We start from the raw sequence: 21,836 nt of genomic DNA, 5'->3' as shown, positions 1-21,836 counted from the left end.
GTCGGTCGCCACGTCCTGGCATCGTCAAGCACGCCATCTGCCTTTCGGGTTGCCATTACAGCCCAGAAGACTCACGGGTCGATCTGCGTTGCCGGGCTACATCGCGAGTACCGCCCGCGAGGTGGTTCGCTCGGCGGGCGGGCGATAGGCGTGCCATGCCCGCGCCAGACGGCGGACGGCTTGGCTGAGATCGTCCGGGGTGTGGAGGAAGTGGATGCGCACGTACTCCTCGCTGCCTCCTGCGGCGTCCAGGCCGCCTCCCGGCAGCACTGCGACGCCGTGGCGCAGCGCGGTTTGCGCGAACGAGTCGCCGTCGCCGCGCGGCAGCCGGACCCAAAGCGTCTGCCCGCCCTGGACGGGCGGCACCTCCCAGTCGGGCAACTGCCGGGTCAGTTCGGCCCGCAGGTGGTCGTGGCAGGCTTGCCGTTGCGCAGCCCACCGCCGCAGCAGCGGTTCAAGGCGCGGCAGCAGATCGGCGGCAGCGAGCTGCGCGGGAATGTTGCCGCCGAGGTCGTGCACCGCCCGCAGCCGCGCGAGCCGGGCGATGACCGGCGCGGGCGCCCGTACCCAGCCGACGCGCAACCCTGCCCAGACGATCTTGCTCAACGAGCCGACCGTGATCACGGTATCCGCATAGGCGGCCAGCGGAGGAGGCGTCTCCTCGCCGGGAAAACCCAGTTCTGCCAGGACTTCGTCTTCGATCAGCGGGACGGCCGCGTCGCCTGCCGCCTCGGCCAGCCTCCGGCACGACAGTGGCGGGAGCACTGCGCCGGTCGGGTTCTGGAAGGTCGGGATCACGTAGGCGAGGGACGGGCGGTGGTCGCGCGCCGCCGCCTCGAATCCACCCAGCCCTGGCGGCAGCGCGCGAAGCACGGCCGCCTCCTCGCGGAATGCCTCCAGCGCGCCAGGGTAGGTAGGCGCCTCGACCAGCACCTGATCGCCTGGCCGGACGAAGGCGCGAGCAAGCAGGGACAACGCCTGCTGGCCGCCAGTGGTGACCAGGACCTGATCCGGCTCCGTCGGTACCCCGCGCTGCGCGTAGCGCTCCGCGATCGCCTGGCGCAGGGCGATGTGACCACCTGGGTGGTAACCGATGTCCCCGGTGGTCGCCGCTAGTTCGGGCAACACCCGCTCGTACGCCTCCACCAACTCCGGCGGTGGGGAGTCGGGTGCGGCGCACGCGAGCGCGATCACGTCGTCACTCGGCTCCAGCAGGTGCAGGAAGACCGGGGCGCCGGTCGTGTCGGGTGCCGCTGTGGACGGGGAGCCGGACACACGTGTGCCACTACCTTGCCGCCGCACGATCCGGCCTTCGCCGTGCAGCAGGTCGTAGGCGGCGACCACAGTGCTGCGACCGACTGCGAGAGCTGACGCGAGGACGCGGTCAGGTGGCAGCAGGGCCCCCGGGGGCAGCTCACCGTCGTCGATCAATTGGCGCAGACGTGCCGCGAGCAGCACGTACAGCGGTCCGCGGCCTGACGACCAGCGGCCAAGGCGTTCGGTCAGATGAATTGGCATCATATGCAAACCAATTCTGCTGCATTGGCTCTGGGGATGCGACCTGCCTGCGCCGAGGATGGATCGCATGACACGAGAAGCGATCAACGAGCCCGCCGGGGCAACTTCGATCACGGAGGCCATCGCGGCCCTGCCCGGACCCTTCCAGCAGCGGGAGCTGGCGATGGTCAACGACACCGTGGTCCGCGTCGCTCGACTGGAGGGCGAGTTCCCTTGGCACCACCACGACGAGGACGAGCTCTTCCTCTGCTGGGACGGCAGTTTCCGCATCGAGCTGGAGGGGCGGGAACCCGTCACGCTCAACGCGGGCGAGATCTTCGTCGTGCCCAGAGGCATTCGGCATCGCCCTGTGGCCGAGCAGTCCGCTCACACGCTTCTGGTCGAGCGCCCCGAGACGATGCAGTACGGAAACTAGGCGACGGCCCGAGGACCGGACCCCTGCGGCACTCAAAGCCCCGACCGCACGGCCTTGGAACTAGCGCGGCGCATACATGATGACCGCGACACCGGCCAGGCAGATCGAAGCGCCGATCAGGTCCCAGCGATCCGGCCGGAAGCCGTCCATGACCACACCCCACAGCAGCGAACCGGCGACGAAGACGCCGCCGTAGGCGGCCAGGATGCGGCCGAAGTTCGGGTCCGGCTGGAAGGTCGCGACGAAGCCGTAGAGGCCGAGTGCGATCACCCCGGCACCGATCCACAGCAGCCCGCGCTGCTCCCGCACGCCCTGCCAGACCAGCCACGCACCGCCGATCTCGGCGACGGCGGCGATCACGAACAGGACCACGGAGCGCAGGATGACCAGCATGGCCAAAGGCTATGCGGGGCCGGAACGCCGACAGTGCAGGGGACCTGCTCACCGCGAGATGCCGACGATGCCCGTCACGGTTCCCTCGTGCAGCACGCCGTCCGGGGTGATCGTGCCGACCAATCAGGATCCGGATCCCGGACCCGCCACCGCTAGAGGTACCGGACCGGGCCGGTTCGCGTGGTGTGCACGAGGACGTCGAACAACTCCGCCAGCGGGCCGCCGGTCATGTGGCTCGGGTCGTCCACGGGGTCGGGAGAGGGGCCGAACAACCGCAGCTTCGCGGGCGAGGTGAGCCAGTCCCGCACGGCAGGCGGACCGCCGGTGCGCAGATCGAGCGCGTACTGCGCCAGGTCGACGCGGCTGAGGACCGCCTCGGTGAAGCCCTGCGGTGGCGACGGGACGGGTTGCGGGGTGCCCCCGGGCTGGACGGTTCCGCGGCCGAAGGTCATGCCGACGGAGACGTAGCCGGTGCCGAAGCGCTCCCGCAGCCGGCTGCCCGCGTTGCGGTGCGAGCCCGATGCGCCGGTCGAGAACCTGACCTGGCGGGAGTGGCCGACGCACGTGTGGGTGCAGCCTCCCCAGTAGACGATCTTGTGGCCGGTGTGCTCGTGCCACTGGACGAGGTTGTCGGCCATGCGGGGTTCGAGCTCCTCGATGTGGTCGTCGGCCGCCGCGGTCGCGTGATGGCCGACGATCGCCCGCGCGTGCTGGAGCGCGAGCGCCCGGCCAGGGGCGCTCGGCAGTTCCGCGACGAGGTCGTGGGCCCGTTCGGCCACCTCGACGGCGTCCTCGGCGCCGACCCCGCCGCGCAGAGCGTCGTGGTGGGCGGCCAGTTCCGCGAGGCGCTCGGGTGCGTTGCGGCGCACGTGGTCGGCCACGGCGTCGTAGGCGAGGCCCTGCGCGCCGCTGACGTCCACGCCGACGAAGCGCACGGGATCATCGGGATGCCGCTGGTTGCGGGCGCGCATCCAGCCGATGACCGCGAGCAGCTCCTCGGTCCTGTAGTGCGGCCAGGCGTCGGTGAGCAGCTCACGCGGATCTCCCGCGCCGGTGCGCACGTGCTCGTCCAGTTCGACGCCCTTGGCCCAGTCGTCCTCGACGGCGAGCGAGCGGAAACCCAGCCGCTCGACCAGGAAGCGCAGGATGCGGTGCGTGTGCTCGGTCAGCTCGCGGGAGCCGTGGGTGGGGCGACCGAGCCCGACGACCTCGGCACTGCGCAGCATGTCGCCGAGCGGCGCGAGGTCGGCTGCCGGTGCGTCCGGGGCGGAGGTGGTCAACGGGTGGGCGCGCTGCCTGATCCAGTCCGCGACCACGTCGTCAGCCGGTCTTCCCATGAGGTCTCCATCGTCGAAGGGCAGGTTCGATGGCGACCATAGGAGTTCGAGCAAGGTGGAGATCAAGCCCGCGCGGCGGCGCCCAGGGCTCGCCCCGCGCATGCGGGGCCGCGCGCGACGGGGCCTCCCGCTGCCGGGAGGCCCCGCGCCACCACGCGCGCTCAGCTCAGGCCGACGATCTGGCCGTGCTCGTCGATGTCGATGCGCTCGGCGGCCGGATGCGAACCGAGTCCCGGCATGGTCCGCATCTCCCCGCAGATCGCGTAGATGAACCCGGCACCGATCGACGCCCGCACCTCGCGCACCGGCAGCGTCCAGCCGGTCGGCGCCCCGAGCAGCGACGGGTCCGACGACAGCGAGAGGTGCGTCTTGGCGATGCACACCGGCAGGTTCCCGAACCCGAGGGCCTCGTAGTCGGCGAGCGCCCGCGCGGCCGCGGGCTGGTAGCTCACGCCGTCGGCGCCGTAGACGCGGGTCGCGATCGTCTCGATCTTGGTGCGCAGGTCCGCGGAGTCCGGGTACAGCAACCGGAACTGGTTCGGCTCCTCGGCCGCCTCGACGACCACCTCCGCCAGCTCCAGCGCGCCCTTGCCGCCCTCGGAGTAGTGGTTGCTGACCGCGACCCGCGCGCCCGCTTCCTCGGCGACGCGGCGGATGGCGTCGTGCTCGCTGCCGTGGTCGGCCGGGAAGGCGTTGACCGCGACCACCGGTGACACGCCGTGCAGCCGGATGTTCTCGATCTGCTTGCGCAGGTTCTCGGCGCCGGCGAGCACGTCGTCGGGATTCTCGGCCAGCATCTCCTGCGGCAGGGGCCTTCCCGCCACGACCTTGTAGCGCCCGGAGTGCGCCTTCAGCGCCCGCACGGTGGCCACCAGCACGGCGGCGTCCGGGCGCATCCCGGAGGTCCGGCACTTGATGTTGAAGAAGCGCTCGGCGCCCATGTCGGCGCCGAACCCGGCCTCGGTCACCAGGTAGTCCGCGCAGCGGCCCGCGATGCGGTCGGCCACGACCGAGGAGTTGCCGTGGGCGATGTTGCCGAACGGCCCGGCGTGCACCAGGACCGGCGTGTTCTCCGTGGTCTGCATGAGGTTCGGCTTGATGGCCTCGCGCATGATCGCGGTCATCGCCCCGGCCGCCCGCAGGTCCTCGGCGGTGACGGGCGAACCGTCGCGGGTGTAGCCGACCACGATGCGACCCAGCCTGCGCCGCATGTCGCGCAGCGACGTCGACAGCGCGAGCACGGCCATCACCTCGCTGGCCGCGGTGATGTCGAAGCCGGTCTGCCGTGGCGTGCCGTCGGCCCGGCCTCCCAGGCCGGTCACGATGTTGCGCAGGTCGCGGTCGTTGACGTCGAGGACGCGGCGCCAGGTGATCCGATGTGGATCGATGCCGAGCCGGTTTCCCTTGTGCAGGTGGTTGTCCAGCATCGCCGACAGCAGGTTGTGCGCCGCGGTGACCGCGTGCATGTCGCCGGTCAGGTGCAGGTTCAGCGCCTCCATCGGCACCACCTGGCTGTAGCCGCCACCCGCCGCGCCGCCCTTGATGCCGAACGTCGGACCCATCGAGGGCTGCCGGACGGCCACCGCCGACACCTTGCCCAGGTGCCGCAGCGCCTGGCCGAGCCCGACCGTCGTGGTTGTCTTGCCCTCGCCGAGCGGCGTCGGGGTGATCGCCGATACCACGACGTAGCGCGCCTGCGGCCGGTCCGACATCTCCTCGATGGCGTCGAGCGAGATCTTGGCGACGTTGTGGCCGTACGGCTCGAGCAGGTGCGGGCCGAGGCCGAGCTGCGCCGCGATGTCCTCCAGCGGCCTGAGGGCGGTCGCCCGGGAGATGTCCAGATCGGACGGGACGGTCATCGGAACTCCTTCGCGGATACCACGGCTTCGGTCGGGGAGAGCAGGGAACGAACCTCTGACGAGCTGGGGCGGGCGACGGCGGTCCGCAGCCCGCCGGCGGGCGTTCCGGGGGCGGAGCGGGGAGTCCCCGCCCCCTCCGATCCCGGCACCGGCGCCGTCGCCCGCCTGCTCAAGCGGGGACCTCCCCGATGCGGGCGAGCAGGTCCTGTCGCCACCGGGCGGTCCGGTCGACCTCGTTGAACGTGAAGAAGTGCCACCCCGCGATGCCGTAGGCCGGGTCGGCGAGGTGGGGGGACAGCTCGCCGAACAGCTCCTCCGGCGTGTAGCGGGTGAGCAGCTTGGTGACCACGCCGTGCTGCTTGCGCAGGAAGCGCATGGACTCGCCGAGACCGATCTTCAGCGAGATCCGCAGCAGCCGGTGCACGTCGACGACTCCCGGAACGCCGATGTGGATCGGCAGCTCCACTCCGCGCGCCCGGACGTCCTTCACCCACGAGGCGAGGGCGTGCGGGTCGTAGCAGATCTGGGAGACGACGTAGTCGGCGTGGGCGGCCTTCTCCGACATGGCCGAGATCGTCGTGGCGTCGGGGATGAACGCGTGCCGTTCCGGATACCCCGTGATGCCGACGCGGGAGGGCCGCCTGCCCAGCTCCTCCATCGCCCGCAACAGGGACAGCGCGTCCGGGTACGGCCCGGCGGGCTCGGCGGAGTCGCCTGCCACCGCGAACACCTCGGTCATCCCCAGGTCCTCGATCCGGTCGAGCACCTCCGCCAGCTGCGCGGGACCGGTCAGCAGCCGTGCCGCCAGGTGCGGCACCACGTGGTGGCCGAGCCCGCGGACCCGGGCGGCGACGTCGAGGGTGGCCTCGACGCCCTTCTTCGGCGAGGACGTGACGGTGACCGTCGTGCCCTGCGGGAGTTTCCCGACCTGCTCGACGACGCCACGCAGGGGCAGCACCTCGAAGCGCGCGTTCTCCAGGTGCCGCTGGAGGGTCCGGGTGGTTTCGCTCATCGCCACTGCCACCTCCCGCTACGCCGACGCGCGCTCGAGGCGCTTGGGGATGCTCTTGGTCGGGTCCAGGAAGGGCTTCTCCACCACCACCGCCTCCTGCGGACCGTGCTGGGTGTGCACGACGAGCTCGGTGCCGTACTCCTGGTAGGCCACCGGGACCATCGCGTAGCCGATGTTGCGTTCCAGGCGGGGGGAGTAGCAGGCCGAGGTGACCTCGCCGATGCGCAGCCCGCGCGGGTCGTGCACGTCGAACACGTCGATCATGTTGCCGTCGTTGAACGAGCCGACACCCGGACCGCCGATCTCCACGCCGACCAGCTTGCGGCTGACGCCCTCGTCGCGGATCCGGGTAAGCGCCCGCTTGCCGACGAAGTCGGCCTCCTGCTCGAGGTCGACCATCCAGGTCGTCTCGAAGCCGTAGCCGACCTCGAACGGGTTGGTGTCGTAGGTGATGTCGCAGCCCCAGGACAGGATTCCGGCCTCGATGCGGCGGATGTGGCACGGGCCGATGACCCGCAGGTCGTGCGGCTCGCCCGCCTGCCAGATGGCGTCCCAGAGCCGGACCCCGTCGCGGCTGGCGTTGTGCAGGTAGATCTCGTAGCCCAGCTCGGCGGTGTAGCCGGTGCGCGAGACCACGACCCGCATGCCGTCCAGTTCCCGGTCCACCGCGTAGTAGTAGGGAACGTCCAGGATGGACTCGCCGAACACGTCGACCATCACGTCCCGGGACTTCGGGCCCTGGACCTGGACGGGTCCCACGTCGGGCTCGTGGATGTGGACGTCCATGCCGAGGCTGTGCGCGAGTCCCTTCGCCCACAGCAGGACGTCGCTGTCGGCCAGCGACAGCCAGAAGTGGTTCTCACCCAGCCGCAGCAGCACCGGGTCGTTGATGATGCCGCCGTCCTCGGCGGTGACGAAGACGTACTTGCACTGCCCGACCTTGCACTTGTTGAGGTCGCGGGGCACGAGCATGTTGGTGAACTCGAACGCGTCCGGTCCGGTGATCTCGACCTGCCGCTCGACCCCGACGTCCCACAGCGTCACGCCTTCCAGCAGGTGCCAGTACTCGGCGACCGGGTCGCCGTAGTGGCGCGGGTGGTAGGTGTGGTTGTAGACGCTGTAGAGCGCGACCCCGTGCCGCCGCGATGCGTAGTAGAACGGGGACTTGCGCAGCCTCGGGTACTGCAGGACACCCGGGTTCGGGTTGATCGTCATGGGGGTTCTCCCTGGGGTCGTGGGTGTACGGGACTCCGGCGGGTCCCGCGCGCGGGGTCCGCCTGGCTTGGTGCGACTGGTGGTTCTGCGCCGGCTAGCAGCGCATCCTTCTCATCTCGGGGTCGAACACCGGATCGGCGACGACCGTGACCGGATGTCGCCGGTCGAAGTAGGACACCTGAAGGGAGGTGCCCGGCGGGGACAGCTCGGCGGGCAGCCACGCGTAGGCGAGGCTCTGCCCGACGCTGTACCCGTATCCGGCGCTGGTGGTGAAACCGACGGTCTCGGGGCCGTCCAGCACCGGTTCGGAACCCATCAGCACCGTGCCGTCGTCGACGGTGACGCAGCACAGCTTCCGCCGCGGCGGGTTCTCCCGGCGCCGCAGCAGGGCGTCGCGACCGACGAAGTCGCCCTTGTCGGTCCTGACGGCGAAGGCGAGCCCGGCTTCGTCGGGGTCGTGCACGCTCCACATGTCGGTCCCCCACGCGCGGTAGCCCTTCTCCAGGCGCAGGCCGTTGAAGGCGCCGCGCCCGGCGGGGACCGCACCGTGCCCGGCTCCCTCGGTGGCGAGCAGGTCCCAGAGCCGCAGGCCGAACTCCGCCGAGGTGTAGAGCTCCCAGCCGAGCTCGCCCACGTAGGACAGCCGCAGCGCGGTCACCGGCACCTCGCGCACGTGCAGCCGCCTGGCCCGGAAGAACCGGAACGCCTCGTGGGAGACGTCCTCGCCCGCCAGCGGCGCGAGGATGTCGCGGGCGCGCGGTCCCCACAGCCCGATGCAGCACGTGCCGCCGGTGATGTCGCGGACCGACACCGTCTCGTCGGCGTGCCCGCGCAGCCAGGCGATGTCGCGCGGGCCGTTGCAGCCGACCTGGAAGACGTCCCGCGAGAGCCTGGCCACGGTGATGTCGGCCCGGATGCCGCCGGTGGGCTCCAGCATCAGCGTGTAGGTGACGTAGCCGGGCGGGCGGTCGAGCTGGTTGGTGGTGAGCCGCTGGAGCAGTTCCAGCGAGCCGGGTCCGCTGACCTCGGCCCGCGCCAGCGAGGTCATGTCGTACATGGCCGCCCGCTCGCGCGTCACCTGGTGCTCGGCGCCGACGATCGGGGACCAGTAGCTGCCCGCCCACGGCCCGGGCTCGGCGATGGCGCGGCCGTCGACCAGCGAGCCGTTGGACTCGAACCAGTGCGGCCGCTCCCAGCCGTTGGCTTCCAGGAAAACGCCGCCGAGTTCCTGTTGCCGCGGGTAGAACGGGCTGGTGCGCAAGGGCCGCGGGCGCTCGGGCGGCTGCTGCGGGTGGATGATGTCGTAGACCTCGCGGAAGCTCTGCGCGCTGCGCTCGCCCACGTAGGACGGGCTGTGCGCGAACCCCTCGAAGCGCCGGATGTCGGCGGCCCGCAGGTCGATCTCGGGGACCCCGCTGGTCATCCACTCCGCCATCGCCTTGCCGACCCCGGCGGCGTGGGTGATCCACACCGCCTCGGCGGCCCAGAAGTTGCCGACCTCGTTGGACGGTCCCAGCACCGGCATGCCGTCGGCGGTGAACAGGAACAGCCCGTTCATGCCCTCGGTGACGTCGGTGCCGCCGAGCACCGGCAGCAGGTCGCAGGCGTCCGACCACGGCTTCTTGAAGTCCTGCGGGGTGAACGGGTGCACCGAGGCCATGCCCTTCCAGCCGCCGCCCCCCGACGGTGCCTCGGCACCGCTTCCGGGCGCGGCGGTCGGGGCCAGCTCGTCGGTGCTCACCGGGATCGCCCGGTGCTGGTAGGACCCGACGCCGTAGCGGTCGTGGATCTGCCGGAAGTACATCGAGCTGTCCTGGTGGCGCAGGATCGGCTGCGCCACCTCGCGGCCGGCGTCCAGGCCGGGAACCGGGCCGGTGACCGCGTACTGGTGCGCCAGCGGCTGGACCGGGATCGACACGCCGGCCAGCGCGCCGACCTTCGGGCCCCAGATCCCGGCGCAGCAGAGCACGGTCTCCACCGGCACGTCGCCGCGCGAGGTGCGCACGGTCCGGATGCGTCCGTTGTGGACGTCGAAGCCGGTGATCTCGGTGTCGCCGACGAACCGGACGCCGCGCCGCCGGGCCTCGCGGGCCATGAACTCGGCGGCCCGCACCGGTTTGGCGATCCCGTCGCTGGGCACGTGCAGCCCGCCGAAGACGCGGTCGGCCGCCACCTGCGGGATCAGCTCGGCCACCTCGGCGGGGCCGAGCAGCTCGGCCTCCACCCCCCACGCGGTGGCCAGGCCGAGCTTGCGGTGCAGGTCGTCCCACCGCTGCGGGGTGGTGGCGACCTCGATGCCGCCGACCTGGTGGAAGCAGGGCCTGCCGTCGACCTCGGCGCCGGCCCAGGTCCGCACGGTGTGCCGCGCGAGCTGGGTCATCGTCTGCGACGCGTTGGTCTGGAAGACCAGGCCGGGCGCGTGGGAGCTGGACCCGCCGGTGGCGGGCAGGGGGCCCTGCTCGACGACCAGCACATCGGTCACACCCAGCAGGGAGAGGTGGTACGCGGCGCTGCACCCGACGATGCCCGCACCGACGACCAAGATCTGCGCACCCGAATCCATCGCCGCCGCCTTGTTGCGTCTACGACAACATCCTGCGTCAGACGCAACAGTGCGCTTCCATCCGGGTGTGAGTCAAGGCACATTGGCCCTGATTTTTCGGATCTCCCCCGAAGGGGTCAGAGCAGCACTCCAGGGGCTTGATCGACAAGGTCTGGATGATCGGCGCCGTGCGGCGACCGGGTGGGTTTGCTTGACGCGGCAAGGCGTTCCGGGCTATCGCGCGCGGAGCGCTGCGCTGCGGATTCGACGTCGGGTGGGGCCCCGCGTGATCCGTCCGGCGGGTGCACGGGCGGGAGGCAGAGGGCCGTCGGGGCGGTCTGGGGTGCACGGCTGGCGTCGGGCATTCCGGCGCGGGACCACGGCCTGGGCCGAGCCGGCCGCGCGACGGGGTCGGGGTCAGATCACGTCGCGGATGGCGTGCTCGAAGTGGTCGACGTGGGCCACCGCGATCCGCTCGGCGCGCTCGGAGTCGCCGGCGATGACGGCCTTGAGCAGCTCGGCGTGCTCGCCGACGTGGTCGGTGACGTCGGGCAGCCGGTCGAAGAACAGGCACCAGATCCGCAGCGCCAGGTTGTAGTACTGGCCGAGGGTGTTCTCCAGGTACCGGTTGTGGGTGCAGCGGTGGATCGTGCGGTGCACCCGGGTGTCGACGGCCATGATCGGCGCCTGCTCGTTGGAGACGTCGGCGACCAGCTCGCACAGCTGCTCCAGCTCGGCGCGGTCGGCGTCGGTCGCGCGCTCGGCGGCCCGCCACGCCGCGTGTCCCTCCAGCCTGCGGCGGACGTCGGCGATCAGCGCGTGGTCGGTGATGTTGACCTCGGTGACGAAGCTGCCCCGGCGCGGGTAGATCGCGATCAGCGACTCCGACTCCAGGCGTTTCACCGCCTCCCGGAACGGGGTCCGGCCGATGCCGAGCTCCTTGGTCAGCGGCTCCTCCTGGACGGGGGAGCCTGGCCGCAGCCGCAGGGTCAGGATCAGGTCGCGCAGCGTCAGGTAGGCGCGATCAGCCTGGGACTGGCCTGCGTTGCTGCCCCCGGACGGGGAATTGACCACGGCGGACATGGCTCCTACCCTACCCGACATACTGATATATCAGTTGTTGATGAGTCGTATCGCGAGGTCTCGCGGACCCCAGCCGGCTCCACAGGAGGCCGCATGGCCACGACCCGACCGCACCCGGCCGAGCCGCCGGCCCGGCTGTGGCGCAACCCGGAACCCAAGCGCGCCTACGACGTGGTGATCGTCGGCTCCGGCGGGCACGGCCTGGCCACCGCCTACTACCTCGCCCGCAACCACGGCATCACCGACGTCGCGGTGCTGGAGCGGGGCTGGCTGGCGGGCGGGAACATGGCCCGCAACACCACGATCATCAGGTCCAACTACCTGCTCGACCAGAGCGCCGCGCTCTACGAGCTCGCGCTGCGCCTCTGGGAGGGCCTGGAATCCGAGCTGGACTACGACTTCCTGCTCAGCCAGCGCGGCGTGCTCAACCTCGCCCACACCGAGCAGGAGGTCCGCGACTCGCGGCGCCGGGTCTTCGCCAACGCGCTCAACGGGATCGACGCGCAGTGGGTGAGCCCGCCGGAGATCGCGGAGCTGTGCCCGATCCTCGACGTCTCGCCGGACGTGCGCTATCCGGTGCTCGGCGCGACCTGGCAGCCCCGCGCGGGAATCGCCAAGCACGACTACGTGGCGTGGGCCTTCGCCCGCCGGGCCGACCAGCTCGGCGTGGACCTCATCCAGAACTGCGAGGTCACCGGGTTCACCACCGACGGCGACCGGGTCACCGGGGTGGAGACCTCGCGCGGCACCATCGCCGCGGGCAGGGTCGGCCTCGCCGCGGCCGGGCGCACCAGCCTGCTGACCGACACCCTGGGGCTGCGGCTTCCGCTGCAGAGCCACCCGTTGCAGGCGCTGGTCTCCGAGCTGCTGGAACCGGTGCACCCGTGCGTGGTGATGTCCAACCACGTGCACGTCTACTGCAGCCAGGCGCACAAGGGTGAGCTGGTCCTGGGTGCCGGCATCGACAGCTACAACGGCTACGGCCAGCGCGGTTCGGTGCACGTGGTCGAGCACCAGATGGCCGCGGCGCTGGAGCTGTTCCCGGTTTTCGCGCGGGCGCACGTGATCCGCACCTGGGCGGGCACGGTCGACGTGACACCGGACGCCTCGCCGATCATCGGCCCGGCACCGGTGGAGAACCTGTTCCTCAACTGCGGCTGGGGGACCGGCGGGTTCAAGGCCACGCCCGGTGCGGGCTGGGTGTTCGCGCACACGATCGCCACCGGCGGGCCGCACCCGGTCAACGAGCCCTACGGGCTGGAGCGCTTCGCCACCGGCGCACTCATCGACGAGCACGGCGCGGCAGCCGTGGCGCACTGACGACGGAGAGGAGGTCGCCGGATGCTTTCCATCGAGTGCCCGTGGTGCGGGCCGCGGGACGAGGCGGAGTTCCGCTACGGCGGTCAGGCGCACGTGACGCACCCCGACGACCCGGACGCCCTCGACGACGCCGCCTGGGGCGAGTACCTGTTCTTCCGCGACAACCCGCGCGGTCCGTTCGCCGAGCGCTGGTGCCACTCGGCGGGCTGCCGCCGCTGGTTCGACGTCGTCCGCGACACCGCGACCAACAAGATGCGCCCCGGGACACCCGCGGCGCGGAAGCCGGTGAGCCCATGACCCGCCTGCCCACCGGAGGCCGCGTCGACCGCGGCCGGACCCTGCGTTTCACGTTCGACGGCGAGCAGTACACCGGCCATCCCGGTGACACGCTGGCGTCGGCCCTTCTGGCGGCCGGGCGGATCGAGGCCGGGCGGTCGGTCTACCGCGGCAGGCCCAGGGGTGTGCTCACCGCCGACACCACCGAGCCGAACGCGGTGGTGCAGCTGCTCGGCGACTGCCCGGAACCCATGCTGCCCGCCACGGCGGTGGAGCTGGTCGACGGGCTCGCCGCCGAGAGCCTCTCCGGCATCGGATGGCTCGGCAGCGCGCCCGACACCGCCGTGCACGACAAGAAGTACGTGCACGCCGACGTCGTCGTGGTCGGCGCCGGGCCGGCGGGCATCGCCGCCGCGCTCGCGGCGGGCCGAAGCGGCGCGCGGGTGGTGCTGGTGGAGCAGGATGGCGCTTTGGGCGGGGCGTTGCTCGACGGTGGCGAACGCGTCGACGGCAGGCCCGCGTCGGAGTGGATCAACCGCGCGGTGCGGGAGTTCGTCGAGATGCCCGAGGTACGGGTGCTCACCCGCGCCACCGCCGTCGGCCTCTACGACCAGAACTACCTGCTGGTCGCCGAACGCCGCGAGCGCGACTCGGTCCGCGCCCGGCTCTGGCACATCCGCGCGCGGCGCGTGGTGCTCGCGACCGGCGCCCACGAGCGTCCGATGGTCTTCGCCGACAACGACCGGCCGGGAACCATGCTCGCCTCGGCGGTGCGCACCTACCTCAACCGCTTCGCGGTGCTGCCCGGCACCGAGGCCGTGGTGTGCACGACCTCCGACAGCGCGTACCTGACGGCGCTGGACCTCGTCGCGGCAGGTGCGCAGGTGCACGCGCTGGTCGACACCCGGCAGGATCCGCCGCCGCGGCTGGCCGCGCAGGTGCGGGAGGCCGGTGTCGACGTCCACCCGGGCTCGGCGGTCGTGGGCACGACCGGCGACCGGCGGCTGACCTCCGCGCGGGTCGCGGGCATCGACGAGTCCGGCGCGATCACCGGCGGCGTCCGGGAGATCGCCTGCGACCTGCTCGCGGTGTGCGGGGGCTGGAGCCCGGCGGTGCACCTGCACGGCCAGGCGGGCGGGAAGCTGCGATGGGACCGGATCGTGGCGGGGTTCGTGCCGGACGGCGGAGTCGCGGGGTCCAAGGTGATCGGCGCGGCCAGGGGCACCTACGACCTCGCGGGCTGCCTGGCGCAGGGCTTCGCCGCCGGCGCCGAGGCGGCCACCGCAGGCGGCTTCCGCGTCGCGGCCCCTCCGGTGCCGCCGGTCGACGGCGACCGGCCCGCCACCGCGACGCGTCCACTGTGGATCGTTCCGGGCGAGACCGGCGACCCGTCGACCTGGCGGACCCACTTCGTCGACCTGCAACGCGATTCCACGGTCGCCGACGTGTGGCGCTCGGTCGGCGCGGGCATGCGCTCGGTCGAGCACGTCAAGCGCTACACCACGATCGGCACCGGCAGCGACCAGGGCGCGACGTCGTCGGTCAACGCCATCGGCGTCCTGGCCGAAGCGCTGAGGTCGGGTTCGCCCGGTGAGGTCGGCACCACGACCTTCCGCCCGCCGGCGAACCCGGTGTCGTTCGCGATGCTGGCCGGCCGCGACCGCGGCGCGCTGCACGACCCGGCGCGCACCACGCCGATGCACTCCTGGCACGTGCGGGCCGGTGCGGTGTTCGAGGACGTCGGCCAGTGGAAGCGCGCCCGCTACTACCCGCTCGACGGCGAGGACATGGACACCGCCGTCGAGCGGGAGTGCCGCGCCGCGCGCGAGGGGGTGGCGATGATGGACGCCACCACGCTCGGCAAGATCGAGGTCGCCGGACCGGACGCCGCGACCTTCCTCAACCGCGTCTACACCAACGCCTTCGCCAAGCTCCCGGTCGGGAAGGCCCGCTACGGGATGATGTGCGGGGCCGACGGCATGGTCCTCGACGACGGCGTCTCGCTGCGGCTGGCCGAGGACCGCTACCTGATGACCACCACGACCGGCAACGCGGCGAAGGTCCTGGACTGGCTCGAGGAGTGGCTGCAGACCGAGTGGCCGCACCTGGCGGTGCACTGCACGTCGGTCACCGAGCAGTGGGCCACGATCGCCGTCGCCGGCCCCGACTCGCGCGCCGTGGTCGGGCGGATGGCGCCCGCGCTGGACGTGTCGGCCGAGGCGTTCGGGTTCATGGAGTTCCGGGATACCGTGCTGCACAACGGGATTCCGGCCCGCATCTGCCGCATCTCGTTCTCCGGTGAGCTGGCCTACGAGATCAACGTCGCGTCCTGGTACGGGCTCGCGGTGTGGGAGGCGGTGGCCGAGGCGGGCGCCGGCCACGGCATCACCCCGTACGGCACCGAGACGATGCACGTGCTGCGCGCGGAGAAGGGGTTCGTGATCGTCGGCCAGGACACCGACGGCACGGTGACCCCGCACGACCTCGGCATGGACTGGGTGGTGTCCAAGCGCAAGGACTTCGTCGGGCGCCGGTCCTTCGCCCGCCCCGACACCGCGCGGGAGGACCGCAAGCAGCTCGTCGGGCTGCTGCCGGTCGACCCTGCCGAACGCCTGCCCGAAGGGGCGCAGCTCGTCGCCCCCGACGCGCCCGCCGAACCGCCGGTGCCGATGCTCGGGCACGTCACCTCCAGCTACCGCAGCGCCGCGCTCGGCCGGACCTTCGCGCTCGCGCTGGTCGCCGACGGCCGCCGCCGCGTCGGCGAGGTGGTGCACGCCCCGGTCGGCGACCGGACCATCGCGGCCGTTGTGACCCGGCCGGTGTTCTACGACGAGGAAGGAGCACGCCGTGACGGTCGTCAGCCAGGTTGATCCCGGTACCGCGGTGCTGGCGCTGCGGCGCAGCCCGCTCGCGGCCAGGGCCGCCGAGCTCGCGGCGCGGAGCGCGGACGGCCCGCGCGGGGTCGCGCTCGCCGAGGAGCCGTTCCACGCGCAGGTGGATCTGCGCGTGCATCCCGGCAGCCCGGCCGTGGCGCGCGTCGAGCACGCGTTGGAGGTCGCGCTGCCGCACCGGACGCCCAACCGCGTCGCGGGCGACGAGCGGACCGCCGTGCTGTGGCTCGGACCCGACGAGTGGCTGATCCACGCACCCGACGGGCAGGCCGACCGCATCGTCGAGACCCTGCGCGGGGCGCTCGCCGACTCTCTCGGGTCCGCCGTGGACGTCTCGGCGAACCGGACGACGCTGAGGCTGTCGGGTCCGATGGCGCGCGAGGTGCTGGAGAAGGTGTGCTCGCTGGACCTGCACCCGCGCGCCTTCGGCCCCGGCCAGTGCGCGCAGACGCTGCTCGGCCGCACCCAGGCGGTGCTGTGGCAGGTCGGCGCCGAGCCCGCCTACCGCCTGCTTGTGCGGTGCTCGTTCGCGGACTACCTGGCGGACCTGCTGCTCGACGCGATGGCCGAGTACACCGGCAGGTAGGGCCGGCCGGCCGGAGGCCGGGCTGGGCGCCCGGCCTCCGCCCTGCGCCGCCGCCCGGTCTTTGTCCGGCGCTGCCCGGCTTCCCCTGGCCGCCGGCCGGCTTCGCCGGTGCAGACGCCCCGGCACTTCCCCTCATGCCTTGGTGATCGGCTGCTGGATCTCGGTCACCCACTGGTCGGGTCCGCCCTCGCAGGACAGGTAGTGCTCGCGGCCGAGACCGACCGCGCGGAAGCCGTTGGCGTCGATCCAGTGCGCCAGCTGCTGCACGGTCGGCATGACGCCGTCCATGTCGCCGCGGTGGACGATGGTGGCCGCCTGCTGGACCGCGGGCAGGTCGACCACGTCGAAGCCGCGGCCCGCCCGCGGGCCCACCGCCACCGTGACCCCGGCGTGCACGACGACCTTGTCGTCGCCTTCGGGCGACTCCTCGTAGTAGGCGATGTTCGGGCCGGAGCCGGAGACCCCGGCCGCGGCCATCCGCCGGCACAGCTCGCCGTAGAGCGGCCGGATGACAGGCCCGATGTCCTCGGGTCCGAAGCTGCCGGCGATGGCGGTCAGCTCCGCCACCCGGACCGCCGGGATGCTCTTGACCACGACGTCTTCGCTGGGCATGCGCCCCTCGCTCTCGATCGTCCGGAGCCTCGCCTCGACCTGGCGCAGCCGGGCGGTGTCGGCGGCGACGGCGGCCTCCAGCTCGCTGCGGCGCAGCCGCAGCATCCCGCGCATCTGCTCGGCGCTCACGTCGGCTTCCAGGAGCTCCCGCACCTGCTGGAGCGTGAAGCCGAGGTCCTTCAGCGCGATGATCCGGTTGAGCCGGCACAGCTGCGCCGCCTCGTACCGCCGGTAGCCGCTGGCCGCGTCCACGTGCGCGGGCCGCAGCAGCCCGATCGCGTCGTAGTGCCGCAGCATCCGCACCGAAACCCGGCCGTGCTTGGCGAAATCTCCGATGTTCAACATGACGCCTCCCAGTCCAGGCCCTGACACGGTGTCACGGTCAAGCCCCGACCGGCACGCGTCCGCGAACGGCTGCGGAGAGTCAGCAGTGGTTCGCGTAGCCGGCCGGGTGGCGGAACCTCAGGCGTCCTCTGGCTCCGGGATCTTTTTCTCACGTGTCACCCGTCGCGAGCTGGCGCACACCCCGGAGGCCGACGCCGCGTGCGACCTCCTATCCCTTCGCCAGGGCGGGGGTGAGGGCCGCGGTGAGGCGGCGGCGGTGGACGGCGAACTGGCGCGGGCTGTTCATCGCGAACACCGCCACCATCCGGCCGCCCCGCTGGTAGGTGGCGACGAACCGGCGTGCGGCGGGTGAGCCGTCGACGACGTCGATGCGGTCCTTCGGACCGGCGTAGCCGGCGAACTGGAACGTCGAGCCGTGCTGCCGGGACCACAGGTGCGGAACGCCGCTGTAATGCTCGACGGTCCGCCCCGCCAGCAGGTTGCGCACCGCCACCGGCGGCTGGTTCGCCGCCGTCGACCAGTGGCCGCCGCGGACGGTGTGGTTGCGGTGCACCGACTGGTAGCGCGCGACGTCGCCGACGGCGACCACGTTCGGCACCCTGGTCACGCACCCGGAGTCGGTGAGCACGCCGTCGCGCAGCCTGACCCCCGAGCCGCGGAGCCATTCCGCCGCCGGCCTGCTGCCGACGTCGGTGACCACCGCCTCCGCCGGGATCACCCTGCCGTCGGCCAGCTCGACGCCGGTGACCCGGTCCTCGCCGAGCACCCGCGTCGCAGGCGTTCCGAACCGCAGCCGCACCCCGTGGTCCTCGTGCAGCGCCGCGCACAGCGGTGCGATCTCGATGCCGAAGGTCCGGGCCATCGGCAGGTGCTGGGCGTCGACCACCGTCACCTGCGCCCCGAGCGACCGGCAGCTGGCCGCGACCTCCGAGCCGACCAGCCCGCCGCCGACGACCACCACCCGCGCGCCGGCGCGGATGTCGGCCTTCAGCGCGATCGCGTCGTCGAGGGTGTGCAGGCGGTGCGCAGCCGCCCCGGGCAGCGTCGCCCGCTCCGCGCCGGTCGCCAGCACTACGCCATCGGTATGAATTCGTGACCCGTCGGCGAGGACGACCTCAGCGGACCGGCTGTCCAGTCCGATGGCTGGGACACCGAGCCTCCACTCGGCGTCGAGCGCGGCTTCCTCGTCCGCACCGTCCAGCGCCAGCTCGCCCGAGTCCAGGTTGCCGGTCAGGAACTCCTTGGACAGCGGCTGCCGGTCGTACGGCCTGCGCTCCTCGGCCCCCACCAGCACCAGCCGTCCCGTGAAGCCCTGCTCCCGCAGCTCCTGCGCCGCCCGCCAGCCCGCCAGGGCGGCGCCGACGACGACAACGGTTCTCACGCCATGACCCCAGCGTCCGTGGGAACGATCGCCAACAGGACCTCCGTTGCGCATTAGGGAACAGGGAGTATCATGTGCAACGAATCTGCCTTCGCATCGAACCAACGTCAAGGGGGCGTGCGGATGGTTGACGAAATGTCCCGCCGGAACCGATACGGTTGACGCGTGAGTAACGCAGACGCCGCCCACGGGAGGAGTTCCGGTGCCCTGGTGCAGTCCGTAGACAGGGCTGTGACCGTCCTGGAGCTGCTTGCGCGCAACGGGGAAGCCGGCATCACCGAGATCGCCGGTGAGCTCGGCGTGCACAAGTCGACCGCTTCGCGGCTGGTCAGCGTGCTGGAGGCGCGTGGGCTGGTCGAACAGCTCGGCGAACGCGGCAAGTACGCGATCGGCTTCGGGATCGTCCGGCTGGCGGGCGCCGCCACCGAGCGGATGGACCTGCCCCGCCTCGGGCGTCCGTTCTGCGACTCCCTCGCCGCCGAGCTCGGCGAGACGGTCAACATCGCGATCCGGGACAACGACGTCGCGATCAACATCAGCCAGGCCAGGGGCACCGCCTCGGTCACCGCGCACAACTGGGTCGGGCAGCGCACGCCGCTGCACGCGACCTCCAGCGGCAAGGTCCTGCTGGCCCACGCCCCGCCGGAGGACCAGGACGACCTGCTCGGCGAGCCGCTGGAGCGCTACACCACCCGGACCGTCACCGACGCCGCCGAGCTGCGCAAGGACTTCGAGGCGATCGTGCGCGACGGCTACGCGACCAGTTACGAGGAGCTGGAGCTGGGACTCAACGCCGCGGCCGTCGCCGTCTACAGCTACGACGGCGCGGTGATCGCCGCGATGAGTGCGTCGGGGCCGTCGTACCGCTTCTCGCGCCGCCGCATGCGGGAGGTCGTCGGCGCGATGCGCGTCGCGGCCAAGGAACTCTCCTCGCAGCTCGGCTACCTCGACGTCTGAGCACGACGCCCGTTCCCACCAACCGCCGACCGCCGACCGCCGCCGGTCACTCCCGCCGGAGCATCAGCTCCTCCAGGTCCAGCTCGTGCAGCACCCGCCGCAGGACCTCGTCGTCGATGCGGTGCTCGTCGCGGAAGCGCACGAACACGTCCCGCTCCGCGGCCAGCATCTCGCCCCGCAGCCTCCGGTACGCCTCGCTCGGGCTCTCGCCGACCTCGTCGGACGACCGCCCCAGCCGCTCCCACGCCTGGTTGCTGCGGTGCTGGGCCGCCTGCCGGAGCCGGTCGGCGACCCTGCCCGGCGGCTGGGACTCCCGCGTCAGGTCGTCGAGCCGGTCCCGCGCCGCGCGGGCGGCGTTGTGCTGCGCCTCGGCTTCGGCGAGCGCGTCGGTGTAGCTGTCCCGCCCCCGCACGCCCAGCCGCCGGATGAGCCACGGCAGCGTCGACCCGTACAGGAGCAGCGTGGCGAGGGTGACGAAGAAGGCCAGGAACACCACCTCGGAGCGGTTCGGGAACGGCGCGCCGGAGAGCGTCGCGACCGGTACGGCCGACGCGGCGGCCAGTGACACGACACCGCGCATTCCCGCCCACGACACGACGACGGCGTGCTGCCACGGCGGCGCGTCCCGCTTCCTCGACAACCACAGCGGCGCGTACATGGTGGTGAACACCCACGCCACGCGTGCCACGACGACCGCGGCGGTCACCGCGAGCCCGGCGGCGGTCAGCGGCAGCAGGTCGGCGGAGACGCCGTCGACGACGGTGCGCAGCTGGAGCCCGATGAGGGCGAAGACCAGCGCTTCGAGCAGGGTGTCGGCGGCGTCCCACACCGCCCGGTCCTGCAGGCGGGTCGCCGCGTCGGACGCGGGGGCGCGGTGCCCCAGGTAGAGCCCGGCCACCACCACCGCCAGCACGCCCGAGGCGTGGATCTCCTCGGCCAGCAGGTAGGTGGCGAACGGGACCAGCAGCCCGACGGCGCTTTCCAGGTTGCCGTCGTCGAGGCGGGCGCGGACCTGGTGCACCAGCCACCCCACGACGTAGCCGACGACGAGTCCGCCCGCGGAGGCGAGCAGGAACATCCCGACACCGCCCAGCAGCGACAGCCCGGACCCGATCACCACCGCGATGGCGGCCCGGTAGGCGGTCAGCGCGGTCGCGTCGTTGACCAGGCTCTCGCCGCCGAGCACGGTCATGAGCCGGCGAGGCAGCCCCAGCCTGCGGCCGATCGCGATCGCGGCCACCGCGTCGGGCGGGGCGACGACCGCGCCGAGCACCAGTGCCACGCCCAGCGACATGCCCGGCACCAGCCACCACGCGACGAGCCCGGCGGCCAGCGTGCTGAACAGCACGAGCCCGAACGCCAGCAGCCCGATGGGACGCAGGTTGGCCTTGATGCCGATCGACGAGCTGCGCAGCGCCGCCGAGTACAGCAGCGGCGGGATGATCAGCACCAGCACGATCTCCGGGTCGAGCTGGTAGTCGGGCAGCCCCGGCAGGTACGACATCGCCAGACCCACCACTACCAGTGCCAGCGGGGCGGAGACGCCCCACCGCCTGGCCAGCGCCGTCACCGCCAGGGCGCCCGCGAGCAGGGCCATCAGCTCCGGCAGCTCGTGCATGCTTCCTCCCGCTCCGCTGCGCTGCCCGCGACCGCGGGCTAGGTTCGGGGACGTCGTTTCCTCGAGGGAAGGATTCGGCACGGCACGCCGAGCCGCACGCCCGCGACGCCGTGCCACTAGCCGCGCGAGGAGGTCACCCGATGGCCGCGAGTTGTGAGCACCTGGTGGCGGCCGATGGACGCGACCCGGTGCCGAGCAGCCCCGACGGCTGCGAGGAATGCCTGGCCGAGGGCCGCGACGACTGGACGCACCTGCGGATCTGCACCGAGTGCGGGCACGTGGGGTGCTGCGACTCCAGTCCGATGCGCCACGCCACCGTGCACTACCACCACACCAGCCACCCCGTCGTCCGCTCTTTCGAGCCGGGGGAGTCATGGCAGTGGTGCTTCATGGACGAACAGATCGGCTAGGCAGCGTCTAGGCAGCGGCGGGGTGGCCCCGCGGCGGCGGGACCACCCCGGTTCGAGCCGCCCGAG

The 21,836-nt window shown here is 72.2% G+C and carries 18 protein-coding genes; 7 read left to right on the top strand and 11 right to left on the bottom strand.

What is annotated here, in order from left to right; translation table 11 throughout:
- Positions 1–96 precede the first annotated feature (96 nt).
- A complete protein-coding gene (locus HUO13_RS07575) occupies positions 97–1,587 on the bottom strand; it encodes a PLP-dependent aminotransferase family protein (RefSeq protein WP_249124519.1) in 1,491 nt (496 codons plus the stop codon).
- On the opposite strand from HUO13_RS07575, the gene HUO13_RS07570 reads away from it, so the two are divergent.
- Positions 1,586–1,933 (top strand): cupin domain-containing protein, encoded by a 348-nt coding sequence (locus HUO13_RS07570; protein ID WP_211900722.1) that lies wholly within the window; start codon positions 1,586–1,588, stop codon positions 1,931–1,933. The two genes, HUO13_RS07575 and HUO13_RS07570, sit on opposite strands and share 2 nt — an antisense overlap.
- A 60-nt stretch (positions 1,934–1,993) precedes the next feature.
- On the opposite strand, the gene HUO13_RS07565 is transcribed toward HUO13_RS07570, so the two are convergent.
- The 7 genes from HUO13_RS07565 to HUO13_RS07535 form a co-directional block, all read right to left on the bottom strand.
- Positions 1,994–2,326 (bottom strand): YnfA family protein, encoded by a 333-nt coding sequence (locus HUO13_RS07565; RefSeq protein WP_211900721.1) that lies wholly within the window; start codon positions 2,324–2,326, stop codon positions 1,994–1,996.
- A 152-nt stretch (positions 2,327–2,478) separates the two neighbouring features.
- A complete protein-coding gene (locus HUO13_RS07560) occupies positions 2,479–3,663 on the bottom strand; it encodes an erythromycin esterase family protein (protein ID WP_211900720.1) in 1,185 nt (394 codons plus the stop codon).
- A 161-nt stretch (positions 3,664–3,824) separates the two neighbouring features.
- Entirely contained in the window at positions 3,825–5,522 is a 1,698-nt protein-coding gene (locus HUO13_RS07555) for a formate--tetrahydrofolate ligase (protein ID WP_211900719.1), read from the bottom strand.
- A gap of 169 nt (positions 5,523–5,691) precedes the next feature.
- Positions 5,692–6,534: a methylenetetrahydrofolate reductase gene (locus HUO13_RS07550; protein WP_249124518.1), complete on the bottom strand. Its 843-nt coding sequence runs from the start codon at positions 6,532–6,534 to the stop codon at positions 5,692–5,694.
- Positions 6,535–6,552: 18 nt separating this feature from the next.
- Positions 6,553–7,749, bottom strand: a complete 1,197-nt coding sequence (locus HUO13_RS07545) for a glycine cleavage T C-terminal barrel domain-containing protein (protein WP_211900717.1) — start codon at positions 7,747–7,749, stop codon at positions 6,553–6,555.
- Between the two features lie 94 nt (positions 7,750–7,843).
- Positions 7,844–10,312, bottom strand: a complete 2,469-nt coding sequence (locus HUO13_RS07540; protein WP_211900716.1) for a GcvT family protein — start codon at positions 10,310–10,312, stop codon at positions 7,844–7,846.
- 396 nt (positions 10,313–10,708) lie between these two features.
- Complete coding sequence (locus HUO13_RS07535; RefSeq protein ID WP_211900715.1) at positions 10,709–11,374, bottom strand: GntR family transcriptional regulator; 666 nt, start codon at positions 11,372–11,374, stop codon at positions 10,709–10,711.
- Between the two features lie 93 nt (positions 11,375–11,467).
- Here HUO13_RS07535 and HUO13_RS07530 point away from each other — a divergent pair, with 93 nt between their 5' ends.
- From HUO13_RS07530 to HUO13_RS07515, 4 genes are read left to right on the top strand one after another with little or no spacing between them, the layout of a single operon-like run.
- Positions 11,468–12,694 (top strand): sarcosine oxidase subunit beta family protein, encoded by a 1,227-nt coding sequence (locus tag HUO13_RS07530; RefSeq protein WP_211900714.1) that lies wholly within the window; start codon positions 11,468–11,470, stop codon positions 12,692–12,694.
- A 21-nt stretch (positions 12,695–12,715) separates the two neighbouring features.
- Entirely contained in the window at positions 12,716–12,991 is a 276-nt protein-coding gene (locus tag HUO13_RS07525) for a sarcosine oxidase subunit delta (protein WP_211900713.1), read from the top strand.
- Positions 12,988–15,840, top strand: coding sequence for a 2Fe-2S iron-sulfur cluster-binding protein (locus tag HUO13_RS07520; protein ID WP_211900712.1), 2,853 nt, complete (start codon positions 12,988–12,990; stop codon positions 15,838–15,840). Before HUO13_RS07525 ends, HUO13_RS07520 begins: the two co-directional genes overlap by 4 nt.
- A complete protein-coding gene (locus HUO13_RS07515) occupies positions 15,818–16,447 on the top strand; it encodes a sarcosine oxidase subunit gamma (protein WP_211900711.1) in 630 nt (209 codons plus the stop codon). The genes HUO13_RS07520 and HUO13_RS07515 overlap by 23 nt, the downstream gene beginning before the upstream one ends.
- Positions 16,448–16,579: 132 nt before the next feature.
- Here HUO13_RS07515 and HUO13_RS07510 read toward each other — a convergent pair whose 3' ends face one another.
- Together HUO13_RS07510 and HUO13_RS07505 are read right to left on the bottom strand one after the other, a co-directional pair.
- On the bottom strand, positions 16,580–17,404 hold the full coding sequence (locus HUO13_RS07510; protein ID WP_211900710.1) for a MerR family transcriptional regulator: 825 nt from the start codon (positions 17,402–17,404) through the stop codon (positions 16,580–16,582).
- Between the two features lie 208 nt (positions 17,405–17,612).
- Entirely contained in the window at positions 17,613–18,785 is a 1,173-nt protein-coding gene (locus HUO13_RS07505) for an NAD(P)/FAD-dependent oxidoreductase (RefSeq protein ID WP_211900709.1), read from the bottom strand.
- Between the two features lie 165 nt (positions 18,786–18,950).
- On the opposite strand from HUO13_RS07505, the gene HUO13_RS07500 reads away from it, so the two are divergent.
- A complete protein-coding gene (locus HUO13_RS07500) occupies positions 18,951–19,742 on the top strand; it encodes an IclR family transcriptional regulator (protein WP_211900708.1) in 792 nt (263 codons plus the stop codon).
- Positions 19,743–19,788: 46 nt separating this feature from the next.
- Here HUO13_RS07500 and HUO13_RS07495 read toward each other — a convergent pair whose 3' ends face one another.
- Positions 19,789–21,360 (bottom strand): Na+/H+ antiporter, encoded by a 1,572-nt coding sequence (locus HUO13_RS07495; RefSeq protein ID WP_211900707.1) that lies wholly within the window; start codon positions 21,358–21,360, stop codon positions 19,789–19,791.
- Positions 21,361–21,500: 140 nt separating this feature from the next.
- On the opposite strand from HUO13_RS07495, the gene HUO13_RS07490 reads away from it, so the two are divergent.
- Positions 21,501–21,770, top strand: a complete 270-nt coding sequence (locus tag HUO13_RS07490; protein ID WP_211900706.1) for a UBP-type zinc finger domain-containing protein — start codon at positions 21,501–21,503, stop codon at positions 21,768–21,770.
- The last annotated feature ends 66 nt before the right edge of the window (positions 21,771–21,836 follow it).

The organism is Saccharopolyspora erythraea (assembly GCF_018141105.1).
GTDB lineage: Bacteria > Actinomycetota > Actinomycetes > Mycobacteriales > Pseudonocardiaceae > Saccharopolyspora_D > Saccharopolyspora_D erythraea_A.
The sequence above is the reverse complement of the archived record's forward strand: the minus strand, read 5'-3'. Positions and strand labels throughout refer to the sequence as shown.

What these genes read in the sequence shown, in the direction of transcription:
- HUO13_RS07570 (WP_211900722.1), top strand. Translation starts at nt 1,586, where the DNA reads ATGACACGAGAAGCGATCAACGAGCCCGCCGGGGCAACTTCGATCACG.
- HUO13_RS07575 (WP_249124519.1), bottom strand. Translation starts at nt 1,587, where the DNA reads ATGCGATCCATCCTCGGCGCAGGCAGGTCGCATCCCCAGAGCCAATGC.
- HUO13_RS07565 (WP_211900721.1), bottom strand. Translation starts at nt 2,326, where the DNA reads ATGCTGGTCATCCTGCGCTCCGTGGTCCTGTTCGTGATCGCCGCCGTC.
- HUO13_RS07560 (WP_211900720.1), bottom strand. Translation starts at nt 3,663, where the DNA reads ATGGGAAGACCGGCTGACGACGTGGTCGCGGACTGGATCAGGCAGCGC.
- HUO13_RS07555 (WP_211900719.1), bottom strand. Translation starts at nt 5,522, where the DNA reads ATGACCGTCCCGTCCGATCTGGACATCTCCCGGGCGACCGCCCTCAGG.
- HUO13_RS07550 (WP_249124518.1), bottom strand. Translation starts at nt 6,534, where the DNA reads ATGAGCGAAACCACCCGGACCCTCCAGCGGCACCTGGAGAACGCGCGC.
- HUO13_RS07545 (WP_211900717.1), bottom strand. Translation starts at nt 7,749, where the DNA reads ATGACGATCAACCCGAACCCGGGTGTCCTGCAGTACCCGAGGCTGCGC.
- HUO13_RS07540 (WP_211900716.1), bottom strand. Translation starts at nt 10,312, where the DNA reads ATGGATTCGGGTGCGCAGATCTTGGTCGTCGGTGCGGGCATCGTCGGG.
- HUO13_RS07535 (WP_211900715.1), bottom strand. Translation starts at nt 11,374, where the DNA reads ATGTCCGCCGTGGTCAATTCCCCGTCCGGGGGCAGCAACGCAGGCCAG.
- HUO13_RS07530 (WP_211900714.1), top strand. Translation starts at nt 11,468, where the DNA reads ATGGCCACGACCCGACCGCACCCGGCCGAGCCGCCGGCCCGGCTGTGG.
- HUO13_RS07525 (WP_211900713.1), top strand. Translation starts at nt 12,716, where the DNA reads ATGCTTTCCATCGAGTGCCCGTGGTGCGGGCCGCGGGACGAGGCGGAG.
- HUO13_RS07520 (WP_211900712.1), top strand. Translation starts at nt 12,988, where the DNA reads ATGACCCGCCTGCCCACCGGAGGCCGCGTCGACCGCGGCCGGACCCTG.
- HUO13_RS07510 (WP_211900710.1), bottom strand. Translation starts at nt 17,404, where the DNA reads ATGTTGAACATCGGAGATTTCGCCAAGCACGGCCGGGTTTCGGTGCGG.
- HUO13_RS07495 (WP_211900707.1), bottom strand. Translation starts at nt 21,360, where the DNA reads ATGCACGAGCTGCCGGAGCTGATGGCCCTGCTCGCGGGCGCCCTGGCG.
- HUO13_RS07490 (WP_211900706.1), top strand. Translation starts at nt 21,501, where the DNA reads ATGGCCGCGAGTTGTGAGCACCTGGTGGCGGCCGATGGACGCGACCCG.